Origin of the sequence: Chryseobacterium sp. JK1 (assembly GCF_050632815.1) — a bacterium.
Lineage (GTDB): Bacteria > Bacteroidota > Bacteroidia > Flavobacteriales > Weeksellaceae > Chryseobacterium.
On sequence record NZ_JBODRU010000006.1, the window covers coordinates 168,325 to 180,394 of the forward strand.

The 12,070-nt window shown below is 35.6% G+C and carries 11 protein-coding genes and 1 pseudogene; 9 read left to right on the forward strand and 3 right to left on the reverse strand.

Going from position 1 to position 12,070, the window contains the following annotated elements; translation table 11 throughout:
- The first annotated feature begins 129 nt into the window (after positions 1–129).
- The 9 genes and pseudogenes from ACQ76T_RS22670 to ACQ76T_RS22710 all read left to right on the forward strand — a co-directional run bounded on the left by ACQ76T_RS22670 (position 130) and on the right by ACQ76T_RS22710 (position 9,971).
- The gene (locus ACQ76T_RS22670; protein WP_431345468.1) at positions 130–900 is read left to right on the forward strand and encodes a WG repeat-containing protein; all 771 of its coding nucleotides are present in this window, start codon (positions 130–132) and stop codon (positions 898–900) included.
- A gap of 232 nt (positions 901–1,132) precedes the next feature.
- On the forward strand, positions 1,133–3,250 hold the full coding sequence (locus ACQ76T_RS22675) for a TonB-dependent receptor (protein ID WP_431345469.1): 2,118 nt from the start codon (positions 1,133–1,135) through the stop codon (positions 3,248–3,250).
- A gap of 221 nt (positions 3,251–3,471) precedes the next feature.
- A complete protein-coding gene (locus ACQ76T_RS22680; RefSeq protein ID WP_431345470.1) occupies positions 3,472–4,227 on the forward strand; it encodes a hypothetical protein in 756 nt (251 codons plus the stop codon).
- Positions 4,212–4,757, forward strand: coding sequence for an acyl-CoA thioesterase (locus tag ACQ76T_RS22685; RefSeq protein ID WP_431345471.1), 546 nt, complete (start codon positions 4,212–4,214; stop codon positions 4,755–4,757). The genes ACQ76T_RS22680 and ACQ76T_RS22685 overlap by 16 nt, the downstream gene beginning before the upstream one ends.
- A 74-nt stretch (positions 4,758–4,831) precedes the next feature.
- A pseudogene (locus ACQ76T_RS22690) lies at positions 4,832–5,218 on the forward strand (GxxExxY protein).
- A gap of 45 nt (positions 5,219–5,263) precedes the next feature.
- Complete coding sequence (locus ACQ76T_RS22695) at positions 5,264–6,193, forward strand: 2-hydroxyacid dehydrogenase (RefSeq protein WP_431345472.1); 930 nt, start codon at positions 5,264–5,266, stop codon at positions 6,191–6,193.
- A gap of 254 nt (positions 6,194–6,447) precedes the next feature.
- Positions 6,448–7,710, forward strand: coding sequence for a serine hydrolase domain-containing protein (locus ACQ76T_RS22700; protein WP_431345473.1), 1,263 nt, complete (start codon positions 6,448–6,450; stop codon positions 7,708–7,710).
- A gap of 25 nt (positions 7,711–7,735) precedes the next feature.
- Positions 7,736–9,508 (forward strand): Ig-like domain-containing protein, encoded by a 1,773-nt coding sequence (locus ACQ76T_RS22705; protein ID WP_431345474.1) that lies wholly within the window; start codon positions 7,736–7,738, stop codon positions 9,506–9,508.
- Positions 9,509–9,512: 4 nt separating this feature from the next.
- Positions 9,513–9,971 carry a heme-binding domain-containing protein gene (locus tag ACQ76T_RS22710; protein WP_431345475.1) on the forward strand — a complete coding sequence of 153 codons (459 nt, stop codon included), beginning with the start codon at positions 9,513–9,515 and terminating at the stop codon, positions 9,969–9,971.
- Positions 9,972–10,126: 155 nt separating this feature from the next.
- On the opposite strand, the gene ACQ76T_RS22715 is transcribed toward ACQ76T_RS22710, so the two are convergent.
- The 3 genes from ACQ76T_RS22715 to ACQ76T_RS22725 are packed head-to-tail and all read right to left on the reverse strand — an operon-like array spanning position 10,127 to position 12,025.
- Complete coding sequence (locus ACQ76T_RS22715) at positions 10,127–10,639, reverse strand: NUDIX hydrolase (RefSeq protein ID WP_431345476.1); 513 nt, start codon at positions 10,637–10,639, stop codon at positions 10,127–10,129.
- Positions 10,640–10,681: 42 nt separating this feature from the next.
- Positions 10,682–11,596 carry a site-specific tyrosine recombinase XerD gene (gene xerD, locus ACQ76T_RS22720; protein ID WP_431345477.1) on the reverse strand — a complete coding sequence of 305 codons (915 nt, stop codon included), beginning with the start codon at positions 11,594–11,596 and terminating at the stop codon, positions 10,682–10,684.
- Positions 11,597–11,602: 6 nt separating this feature from the next.
- Complete coding sequence (locus ACQ76T_RS22725; RefSeq protein ID WP_431345478.1) at positions 11,603–12,025, reverse strand: deoxycytidylate deaminase; 423 nt, start codon at positions 12,023–12,025, stop codon at positions 11,603–11,605.
- Positions 12,026–12,070: the final 45 nt, after the last annotated feature.

Genomic DNA, 12,070 nt, shown 5'->3' on the forward strand with positions numbered 1-12,070 from the left:
CAATTCAAAATGTTTCCCCAAATTTACGAAATTTTACTATTTTATAAGAATGAAATTATTTAGATTGTTTATAAATATGAATTTGATAATTTCTATTTTTGGCTGTAATTTTGCAGACAAATGGTGAATATGAAAAATATCCTGAATGTTTTATGTGTTTTTATTTCGATTTTCGTTTTCTCGCAGACAAAAGCGGTGAAAAAAAATCCGTCTAAGGGCACCGCTAAAACTACAGTGCGAAAAGTAACAGACGTTGTAAAACCTAACCCGGATCTTGTAATAATCAATAAAGATCTCCCTTTACTTATTCCCAAAAAGAAAGGAGATGACTTCGGCTATGTCAGCCAAAACGGAAAATTCATCATCCAACCGGAGTATCATATAGCGGTATTTTTTTATGAAGACTGTAATTTGCTGAACTCTCCCAATGAAAAAGTCAGAAAATTCGGAACAGCCGATTATGCTACTGTAGAAAAGAACATGATTTCCTATAGAGTAGATCAATCCGGAAAAAGAGTATATCAGTTTAAAGACGCAGACCTTGGAAAATGTAAGTTTGAAGAATACAAGCAACAGTTATTTCAGGCTTATATTTTAAATGGTTTTTACGGTATCATCGAGAAAGCCACCTTTGTAAATGCCGCCGACTATAGACAGTTTAAAATTTATCCTCAGTACCAATATCTTTATATTATGGAAGGTGACGATGTGAGTAATCCTATGATTGTAGCTTCCAATAATGACCGTTTTGGAGTGATTGATGTGAACAACAAGATTATCATTCCTTTTGAATATGCCAATATTAAAAGAAATTTCAGCTGGAAGCTCGGAAGGATGTTTGAAGTTACCAAAGATGGTAAAAACTACTATTATATTGATGCCAATAACAAAACATACTAAGGTATTGAAAAGCAGATTTCCTGATCCTGATCAGCTTTTAAACCAGAAGCTTACATTTGATATATTTTTTGTAATTTTGCGCCTGAAATAAAGGGGTGCTTTAACAGGCTGAGATTATACCCAATGAACCTGGAACAGGTAATGCTGTTTAGGGACGTGGTTCCATGAGAGCCAACACTGTATAATATCTTATCGATCCCCTTTTATTCATTAAATGTCAAAGATTTATAGAATGAAAGGATTATTTTTTTTAGGGCTTAGTGTAGGCTCTGTAGCCTTTATCCAGGCTCAAAATAAAGATTCTCTGAAAATCAGAGAAATTGAAGCAGTCAGCTTTACCAAACGACTTCCTGTTGCCAAGGAAATTATCAATGTTCAGAAAGATTTAGATGGGAAAAACCTGGGTCAGGACCTTCCTATTCTTTTGAAAAATCAAACCTCCATTATTTCTACTTCAGATGCCGGAAACGGAGTTGGATATACGGGATTCCGAATTCGTGGTGTTTCGGGGTCATCCATTAATGTTATGATGAATGGAGTACCGTATAACGATTCAGAAAGCCAGGGTACATTTTTTGTGAATGTTCCGGATTTAACGAGTTCAGCGTCTCAGATTGTCATTCAGAGAGGGGTCGGAACATCCAATAATGGAGTTTCTGCTTTTGGAGCAAGTGTCAATGTTATTTCCAAAGATCCGGAGGATAAATTCTATTTCAAAACAGATGACAGCTACGGCTCTTTTAATACTTATAAATATGCTGCTGAAATAGGTTCTGGAAAATTCTGGAAAAACCGTCTTTCTGTAATGGGAAGATATACAAGAATTCACTCTGATGGTTATATAGACAGAGCTTCCTCAGATCTTCATTCTTATAATTTTACCGCGTTGTTCGAAGAAGGGAAAACGAAGTTGAGATTAATGGCTTTTGGAGGAAAAGAGAAAACGTATCAGGCCTGGGGTGGTGTTACAAAGGAAAGATGGGAAACCGATCCTAAGTTTAATGACTCAGGAGTTATTTATGATGCCAACTGGGAGAATGTTGTCGGGTTTTATAATAATGAAACGGATAATTACAGACAGAATCACTATCAGTTGTTATGGGAGCAGAAGTTCAATGACCGATGGAATCTGGAGACAACTTTCCATTACACCAAAGGAAAAGGATATTATGAAAACTATAAACAGGATAATGCTTTTTCAAGATATAACCTTCCCGATGTTGTTGAGAACGGGCAAACCATCAAATCTTCAGACTTTATCCGAAAAAAATGGCTGAATAATGATTTCTATGGGGTAGTTTCAACTTTATACGGAAAATTTGAAAATCTGGACATCAATATCGGAGCAGTTGCCAACCAATATTACGGTAGGCATTACGGAAACGTTACCGGAGTGTTCTATCCACAAATTGACGAAAGCGAATACTACAGAAACCGTTCTGTGAAAAATGAGGTTTCAGGTTTTGCAAAGGCTTTATTGAGAGTGAATAATTTTGAATTTTTCGGAGATTTGCAGCTTAGAAATATTACCTACAACACCAAAATCCTGATGGCTGGTGATAAAGAAGGTGCTAATCTGGATAAAAACTGGTTGTTTTTTAATCCAAAAGCAGGGGTAAACTACAGAATCGATGGAGGTAAAGTATTCTTGTCCTATGCTCACGCCCATCGCGAGCCCAACAGGGAAGATATCATGTCTAATAATGACGTTAAGCCAGAGAAACTTCATGACTTTGAAGCAGGATTGGAAAAACAATTCGGAATCGTATCTGTAACGGCAAACCTTTACTATATGTATTATGTTAATCAGTTGGTTTTAAATGGTACCCTTAGCAACGTTGGAGCATTCATCAGAACAAACTCAGGAAAAAGCTACAGAAGAGGAATTGAAATTGGCGCATTAGCAAAGCTTTCAAAACAATGGGAAGTGTCTGGGAACTTGACACTAAGCCAGAACAGAAACCAGGACTTTAATATTCAGAATGGAACCGTTCCTCAGAGCTTAGGAAATACACAGATCTCATTCTCGCCCAATGTAATTGCTAATCTGAGTGTGAAATATAATCCAACCAAGAACTTCCAGTTTGCCCTGATGAACCAATATGTTGGGAAACAGTATCTGGACAATACAGAAGATAAAAATCTCCAGCTTAAAGATTACTTCCTGACCGATTTTAATGCACAGTATCAGTTTAAAATTGCTAATAATGACATCGCTCTGAAACTGTTGGTAAACAATATTTTTAACAGGAAATATGTGAATAATGGAGCGGTAGACGGAAGCCAGGCCTATTATTTTGCTCAGGCCGGAACCAACTTTATGGTGGGAGTAAGCTGGAAAATTCAATAGTGGTGAACTGTGAAATTTTGAAAGAAATATAAAAGAATTCACCCTTTTACTTTTTCATAATTTTACCCATCGCCTTACTAAGAGTTAAGCTCAAAAAAAGAAGTTTAAATAACTGTATTCGTGTTTTAGTACATAATAATCAAAAGACTGCTCTGGCGGTCTTTTTTTATATCCGTTAAATATCTTAAAAAGTCATGAAAAAGTTATAAATTTGCCACCAAATGAATATTTCAGCATACATTTTAGAATATTTAAAACAATTTGGAACAGCCACTGTTCCAGGCTTTGGTGTGTTTTCTCTGAAAAATTCTAAGGCAATTATCAATTCCGAAAACGGAAGTATCCTGCCACCGGCAAGTCAGATTGAATTTTCTATAGACTATGAGGTACAGGCGGAAGACCTTGCAGCTTTTATTGCTGCCCAAAAACAAATGTCTTTAGAAGCTTCCAAGAGTGATCTGAAGATTCAGACCGATTTTTGGAAGAAAAAACTTCAGGCAGAACAGGTTCTTGAAATTCAAAATCTGGGAACCGTTTATATCGAAGAAGGAAATACCAACTTTAAAGGTAAAAGAATAGAATCCGGAGGTCCCGACTTTTATGGTTTGGAAGAAATCAGATTCTCGGATATCAATAACGGAGAAAGGGTAAATGCCTCTGCAAACCGCGAGAAAGATTATAAATTCAAGAAGATCATTCTTTGGGTTTTCTTACTGCTTATACCGGTTTTAGGAATTTTATACCTTGCTTTTACCCAACAGGACCTTCTTTTCGGAAAAAAATCTTTCGATAAGGTTTCTGTTCAGACTTCTACTCACAGAATTATAAAAGATACGGTAAAACTAATGGTTCATACACCGGCCGCTCCCGTTTCAGACTCTCTGAAAAAAGATTCACTTGTAAAACCTGTCGGAAAAGAAGTTAAAACAACACCGGCCACTCCAATCAACACTAAGACTCAATGGCAAAAAAAATAAAAACGGCGTCAGAATCTCTGACTATTATGACGAATATCGTTCTTCCGAACGAAACCAATTCTTTAAGAAACCTTTTTGGAGGTGAACTTTTAGCAAAAATGGATCGTTGTGCTTCTATTTCTGCAGCAAGACACTGTGAAAGAAGAGTGGTAACAGCTTCTGTAAACCACGTTTCCTTCAATCATCCAATTCCGGAAGGTGGAGTAGTGGTATTGGAATCGAAAGTTTCCAGAGCGTTCTCTACTTCTATGGAAGTCTATGTAGATGTATGGTTGGATGATCCTATCAATCAGAAGAAAATTCATACCAATGCAGGAATTTATACCTTCGTTGCAGTAGATGAATTTAACCGCCCGATTCCTATTCCGGAAATGATTCCAGAAACAGACGAAGAAAAAGAAAGATTTGCAGCGGCTTTCCGTAGAAAAGAACTTTCATTAATTCTTTCAGGAAGAATGAAACCTTTAGAATCTGTAGAGCTTAAAAAACTATTCCAGGAGCCGCAGGAGTCTAAGAAAGACAAGAAATAAAACACAAAAAACACAAATGCTTGGCACAAATTTTCACAAATGATTTGTGTCTTATTAAATGAAAAGAAATAAAAATGGGTATTTCAGAAAATGATATATCAAAAATTGTTTACGAAGCAGGATATGCTGTTCATAAAATATTGGGCCCCGGACTTTTAGAAAGTGCTTATGAAGAATGTCTCTTTTATGAATTAAATAAACATGATATTCTTGTAGAAAGACAAAAACCGATGCCCTTGATGTATGAAGAGGTAAAATTAGATGTTGGGTACAGACTTGATTTTCTAATTGAGAAAAAGTTTGTGTTGGAAATAAAATCTGTAGAAACATTACATGATATTCACTTAGCGTAAATACTCACCTATCTTCGTTTAAGTAATTGCAAACTTGGAATGTTGATTAACTTTAATACGACCCAGTTTAAAAATGGAGTAAAAAGAGTAATTGACGGAAAATTATAATTTGTGTTATTTGTGAAATTAATTCGTGTCATTTGTGTTTAAACTATGAAAATACTTCTTTTAGATAAAAATCATCCTCTTATTACCGAACAGCTTTTAGCTAAAAACTTCATATTGGAAGAAGATTTTACTTCCACTTATGATGAGGTTTGTGATAAAATCAAAAATTACGATGGGATTATCATCAGAAGCCGTATTCCTTTAGATAAAAACTTTCTTGAAAAAGCAGAGGATTTGAAGTTTATTGCCAGAGTAGGCGCCGGAATGGAAAATATTGACATTCCTGTTGCTGAAAAATTAGGAATTCAGCTGATCAACTCTCCGGAAGGAAATAGAGATTCTGTGGCAGAGCACGTTGTAGGAATGTTACTGATCGTAATGAACAGGCTTTTTATTGCCTCTCAGGAAGTAAAAAACGGAATCTGGAAACGTGAAGAAAACAGAGGTGACGAATTGCTTGGGAAGACTGTCGGGCTGATAGGATATGGGAACATGGGAAAAGCTACTGCTAAAAGGCTTTCTGGCTTTGGATGTAAAGTGATCTTCCATGATCTTCTTCCTGATCTTTCAGACGAATTTGCTTCACAGGTTACTTTAGAAGAACTTAAGCAGTCTGCGGAAATCCTTAGTCTTCATATCCCTTTAACTGCAGAAACGCATTATCTTGTTGATGAAACCTTTATTAAAGAAATGAAGAATAACTTCTATTTCGTGAATACAGCAAGAGGAAAAAATGTGAAAACTAAAAGTTTAGTGGAGGCAATGAAATCCGGGAAGGTAAAAGCAGCCTGTCTGGATGTTTTAGAATACGAAAAGTCTTCTTTTGAAAATATAGAAACCGAAAATGAGGATCTGAATTATCTTCTTCAGTCGGAAAATGCTATTGTTACTCCTCATATTGCGGGCTGGACACATCAGAGTAAGGAAAAACTGGCTCAGTTTATTGTAGATAAAATCATAGCATCCTATTGTTAAATATAATAGAAACAAATTGATAACCTAAATCTGTCGAGATTTAGAAGTTAAAGTATAAAGAGACAAATTAACTTTAGGGCAGTTTGTCTCTCTTTGTTTTTTATAAAGAGTTACATATTTCTTGAGATTTTGAATCTTTTATCTTTTTATTATTTCGCTTTTTCAAATTTTTATGTTAAATAATTCATAATATCCCCCTCATATTTACTATTTATTTTTGAGTTTTACTAAATTGCCACTCATTTTTGAATCTCATGAAGACGAGCAACCTGGTACTTATTTTAACTGTAATTTTATCCCTGTTTTCCTGCAAAAAAAAGTCTGAAGCCAAAGAAGTTTCAGCCGAAAATACGACCAATCTTCCCAATTATGGAAACGTAGATTTGGGAAATGTATTTACCAAGGCTGATGGCGAGCTTTTGAATAGGCAGGCAACAGTTAATTATATAGATCAGTATTACAAAAAGATCTGGGATGCAGGAGATCTGAGTGGAGGTATTCTTGTGGCGAAAGGAGATGAGATTCTGTATGAAAATTACAGGGGATTCGGAAGAGAGGGCAATCAGATGCCAATAAATAAGAATACTCCATTGCATGTTGCGTCAGTTTCAAAGACACTTACGGCAATGGCGATGATGAAGTTGGTTGAAGCTGGCAAAATAAAGATGTCTGATCATCTTACTCAGTATTTTCCAGGATTTCCTTATCCTAATGTTACTGTTCAAACATTACTGGATCAAAGAAGTGGTCTTCCTAAATATGAATATTTCATCACAAAAATTCAGCCCGCTCCGGCGGAACTTTCAAAACCGTTTCTGACCAATGAGGATATCCTGAATATGATTGTTAAATACAAACCGGATTTGGCAAGAGATACAGATACAGGTTTTATGTATTGTAATACAAACTTTGCTCTATTGGCTTTATTGATTGAGAAGGTTACTAAAACCCCTTTTCCTCAGGCGATGAAAGAAATGGTTTTTGCACCATTGAAAATGAACAATACTTACATTTTCCAGGAAAAAGATATTCCAACCGCTGCACAGTCATTCTATTATGGAGGAAGCAAATTGTATCCGCTGGATAGATTAGATCTTATTTATGGTGATAAAAACGTTTATACTACACCAAGAGATTTGTATAATTTTTCAAAGGCGATGTTCTCCAAGAATTTCTTAAAGCCAGAGCTGATGCAGATGGTATTTGCACCATACAGCAATGAAAAAATGGGGATGAATAATTATGGATTAGGATTCAGAATGAAGATCTTTGATAATGGTGAAAAGCTAACGTACCACAATGGTTGGTGGCATGGTACAAACTCTGTATTTGCTCATCTTCTGAAATCAAAAGTTACCATTGTTGCTATTGGAAATAAGTATTCAAACAAAGTATATACAGCACTTGCATTATCAGGATTATTTGAAAATTTCCCTTTACAGAAAGATAAACTTCATACGGTGATGAATGATAATAAAGATACTTTAAATTCTGGACAGGAAGTTTTTGGAGAATAATGTTTATTTTTGCTTAAACATTTTCATGAAAAGGTTTCTTTTATTATTCGTTATCTGCTTTCTTGTACACTCATGTGCAAGAGTAGGATCACCTGTGGGTGGGCCAAAAGATACATTAGCACCAAGGTTTTTAAGTTCAAACATTGATACCACAAGAATTAATGTAAAAAGAGATATTCACGAGCTCCGTCTGGATTTTGATGAATATATTACATTGAAAGATATCAACAAAAACCTGATCATTTCTCCGCCCATCAAGAATATCAAGAGAATTCTTCCGTCGAATATTGCCAATAAATTTATTTTGATCCAATGGGCAGATACGCTTCAGGCCAATACGACCTATAACTTCAATTTCGGAAATTCAATTGTGGATAACAACGAATCTAATATTCTTCGTTATTTCAATTTTGCTTTTTCTACAGGGGGTAAACTTGATGATCTTTATGTAAGTGGTGAGGTAAAAGATGCCATGGAGATCAAAAAGAAGAGTGGGAGTAATGAAAATAAACTGGTAGTAGGCTTATATCAGGTGAAAGATACCATCAACTACAGACAGAAGCCTTATTACATTACAAAAGTAGATGAAGATGGATACTACGAACTGAATTATCTGTCGCCGGGAAAATATAAAATCATCGCTTTTGATGATGAAAACGGTAACTCTGTATATGATCCGGGTAAAGAAAAAGTCGGATTTCAAAAAGAAGCTATCAATATTGAAAAATCTATTTCAGGACTCAATTTAAAGGTGTATCCTTCTAAAAAAGCTGTAAAGTATTCAGAAATGAAAGAAATTGCAGGAGGGGTTTTAATGTTGTTTGAAGGACATCCTGAAGATGTAAAAGTTCAATCACTGAACGATAAAATCAAAGATGTTAAAATTACGCATACTCCGAAATCAGACTCGGTAAGAATCTGGTTTGATGCAGTAAAAAGTGATGTAGGGCAAACCGTGAATGAGAAGCTTGTATTCAGTCACAATCTCGGTCTTAAAAAAGACAGTATTTATAATGTTTCCCTGCAGTACAAATACAATAAGAAAAACGTAATGGACATCGTAAGTGATAATGACGGTGCTTCATTGGCTCCCAATGCTGAGTTTAGAATTTCTTCCGACTATATGATTGATAAAATTGATCCTTTTAAATGGACTTTGAACATTAAAGGTGACAGTATCAGTACAATACCGTTTAAAGCAAGAATTTCTGAAACCAATCCATACAAGATTTTAGTTCAGTCCGATTTTGTAAGCGGAAAAGCTTATCAGCTTACTATTCCTAAAGAAACGGTGTCTTCTTTCTTTACGAAAAATACCCAGTCGAAACGTTTTGATTTTGACGTGGCGAAGATAGACCAGTTCGGAAGCCTTGAATTTACATTAACGAACGCGCCTACTTCCAGCTATTGGATTCAGCTGCTTGATTCTTCTGAGAAAGTAGCTTACCAAAAGTATACGAAAGGTAATAAAGTAAAATTTGATATTCTGAAACCCCAGGAATATGTAGTAAGAATATTAGTGGATAATAATGAAAATAAGTATTGGGATGAAGCAGATTTTGCCAATGAAGTTTTTGCTGAAGATGCTTACGTTTTCTATAAAAAAGTTATCATAAGAGGATTATGGGAAACCAGAGAAGAATGGGACTTAAAAGATACAAGAAGCCTTGATAATCCTAAAGGAACAAACCCTTCCCCTGTACCCCCAGCTAAGGCTCCTGCAGAATCTGAGACCGTGAAGCAGACCGTGAAAACGGAAATAAAATCCAATACCGCTGTTCTCACCCCAGTAAAATAAAAGTATGAAGACGGCTAAAAAAATAATATTCTGGACTTTAGTGGCTTTTGCTATCATTCAGTTTATTCCTATTGACCGGGTGAATAAACCTGTTGATTCTTCTGTGAATTTTGTAGATTCAAAGAAAACCCCAGAGAAGATCAGAACAATGCTTAAAAACGCTTGTTATGACTGCCATTCCAATGAAACTGTATATCCTAAATATGCTTTTATTGCTCCAATTTCCTGGTCTGTAAAAAGCCATGTGAATGAAGGGCGTGAGCATCTTAACTTTTCTATCTGGGGAACCTATAATAAAGAATTAAAAGAGAATATACTCGATAGGTCTATTGAGGCTCTTAAACATAAAACAATGCCTTTACCAGGCTATATTGTTTATCATGATGAAGCTAAACTTACAGAAGCAGAAAGAACGCTTCTGGCTCAATATCTTGAAGAAATGCTGAAATCTAAAACATACTAAGTTTAAAAATAGAGTTTCCCACAAGTTTCACCAATTGTATAGAACGGTTTTATAAAACTCTATAATGATCTGTGAAAGTTGTGGGAAAATTGTTTTCTGATCATAAAAAAACTCCCGCAAAATCTTCAGATCTGCGGGAGTATTTATTACAAAAATTATTTTTTTAAATAGTGTTCAAAAAATTTTTTCTGAGAATCAAAAGCGATGTCTTCCAGGTTGAGTTCCTGTAAAGGAATCCATACGGCCTCTGAAATCTCTGAAAGTTCAAGATTTACCTCAAATTTTTCCGAAACAGTATACTCATAAAAAAGATCAATCGTATTATAATCAATCTCCTTGTATTGATAAATGTTGGGAAGGCTTGTAAGGTATTTCAGATTGGAAATATTGATATTCAGCTGTAGTTCTTCAAAAAGCTCTCTTCTGCAGGTTTCTTCTGCACTTTCTTTAGGATCAACAAAACCTCCGGCCAGATCGAGTTTTCCTTTTTTAGGATCTCTGTTTCTTCTGGTAAGATAAATTTCATCTCCACATCTGATGACAACCGCTACAGCGCCTGCCACGTTGTTGTACAGTGTAAATCCGCATTCGGGGCAGTTCCATTTTTTTTCGCCGTCCCAATGTAAAGTTTCTTTGCCACAGCTTGGGCAATATTTCAACAATTTCATCTGTTTATAATTATTTTGTGAAAGGTCAGATGGAACTTATGCTCACTGAGCAATATTAAAGTTCCTCGGATGATAACTCAAAATAACATCCCGCAATTCTTCTGTTTTAAGATGGGTGTAGATTTCCGTTGTTGTAATACTGGAATGTCCCAACATTTCCTGAATATAACGAAGATCTGCCCCATTCTGCAATAAATGCGTGGCAAAAGAATGCCTGAATGTATGTGGAGATATTTTCTTGTTGACCCCTGCCTTATCTGTAAGTTCTTTAATGATAAGAAATACGATTACTCTGGACATAGAAGTTCCACGGCTGTTCAAGAACAGTGTATCTTCATATTTCTTATTGATTTTTCCCTTAGAACGTACTTCTTTGATATAGCTTTCCAGTAAGTCAGCAGTATAATCTGCCAAAGGAACAAAACGGGTTTTGTTTCCTTTTCCGTGCACCTTGATGTATTGCTCTTTGAAATTGATATTGGATATCTTCAGATCGATAAGTTCAGACACACGGAGTCCGCAACCATAAAGCACTTCAATAATGCTTTGATTCCTTTTTCCGAGATCTGTATCAACCTCAATAGCAGCAATAATTTTATTGATATCTGGAAGGCTTAGAGTATCAGGTAAGTATAATCCTAATTTAGGGCCTTCAAGTAGTGCCGCAGGATTGTCTTCACGATATTCATCTTCAAGCAGAAATTTAAAAAATGCTTTAATGGAAGATATCCATCTTGCTTGTGATCTCTCACTGAATTTCTGTTTGGAAAGATTGAAAATGTATTCCTGCAGGTTTTCGTAACCAATAGAGTCTGGACCGACGTTCTCCAGATCCTCTTTTGCATAATCTTTTAATTTTTTAATGTCCCGAACGTAGGCGTCGAGAGTGTTTTCTGAAAAATTTCTTTCGAAACGAAGAAATATTTCAAAATCTTTGATCTTTTCATCCCAAGTCATTTGTGCTTATTTTTTTAGTTCACAGTCCGATATTTGTTCTATCTCAATATTATGGTTTCTAAGGAACGATATTCCGTCATCGTCCGAATACTCATTAATGTACACCAGTCTTGCAATACCTGCCTGTAGAATCAGCTTGCTGCATTCTTTACATGGCGATAACGTTAAATATAACGTTGCGCCTTCTGCAGATTGTGTGGAAGCCGCCAGCTTTAATATGGCATTGGCTTCAGCATGTAATACATACCAGTGCGTTTTCCCGTCTTCATCTTCACAGCAGTTTTCGAATCCCGAAGGAGTTCCGTTGTAACCATCTGAAATAATCATCCTATCTTTTACGATAAGAGCTCCTACCTGTTTTCTCTTACAGTAGGAAAGTTTTGCCCATTCCTGAGCCATTTTTAGATAAGCTTTGTCAAACTTATTCATACCGCAGCATTAGTTTTTCGAAATAATTTGGATTAAAATCTTTTT

Coding starts and splice junctions, on each gene's coding strand:
- ACQ76T_RS22670 (WP_431345468.1), top strand. CDS start 130: ATGAAAAATATCCTGAATGTTTTATGTGTTTTTATTTCGATTTTCGTT.
- ACQ76T_RS22675 (WP_431345469.1), top strand. CDS start 1,133: ATGAAAGGATTATTTTTTTTAGGGCTTAGTGTAGGCTCTGTAGCCTTT.
- ACQ76T_RS22680 (WP_431345470.1), top strand. CDS start 3,472: ATGAATATTTCAGCATACATTTTAGAATATTTAAAACAATTTGGAACA.
- ACQ76T_RS22685 (WP_431345471.1), top strand. CDS start 4,212: ATGGCAAAAAAAATAAAAACGGCGTCAGAATCTCTGACTATTATGACG.
- ACQ76T_RS22695 (WP_431345472.1), top strand. CDS start 5,264: ATGAAAATACTTCTTTTAGATAAAAATCATCCTCTTATTACCGAACAG.
- ACQ76T_RS22700 (WP_431345473.1), top strand. CDS start 6,448: ATGAAGACGAGCAACCTGGTACTTATTTTAACTGTAATTTTATCCCTG.
- ACQ76T_RS22705 (WP_431345474.1), top strand. CDS start 7,736: ATGAAAAGGTTTCTTTTATTATTCGTTATCTGCTTTCTTGTACACTCA.
- ACQ76T_RS22710 (WP_431345475.1), top strand. CDS start 9,513: ATGAAGACGGCTAAAAAAATAATATTCTGGACTTTAGTGGCTTTTGCT.
- ACQ76T_RS22715 (WP_431345476.1), bottom strand. CDS start 10,639: ATGAAATTGTTGAAATATTGCCCAAGCTGTGGCAAAGAAACTTTACAT.
- xerD (WP_431345477.1), bottom strand. CDS start 11,596: ATGACTTGGGATGAAAAGATCAAAGATTTTGAAATATTTCTTCGTTTC.
- ACQ76T_RS22725 (WP_431345478.1), bottom strand. CDS start 12,025: ATGAATAAGTTTGACAAAGCTTATCTAAAAATGGCTCAGGAATGGGCA.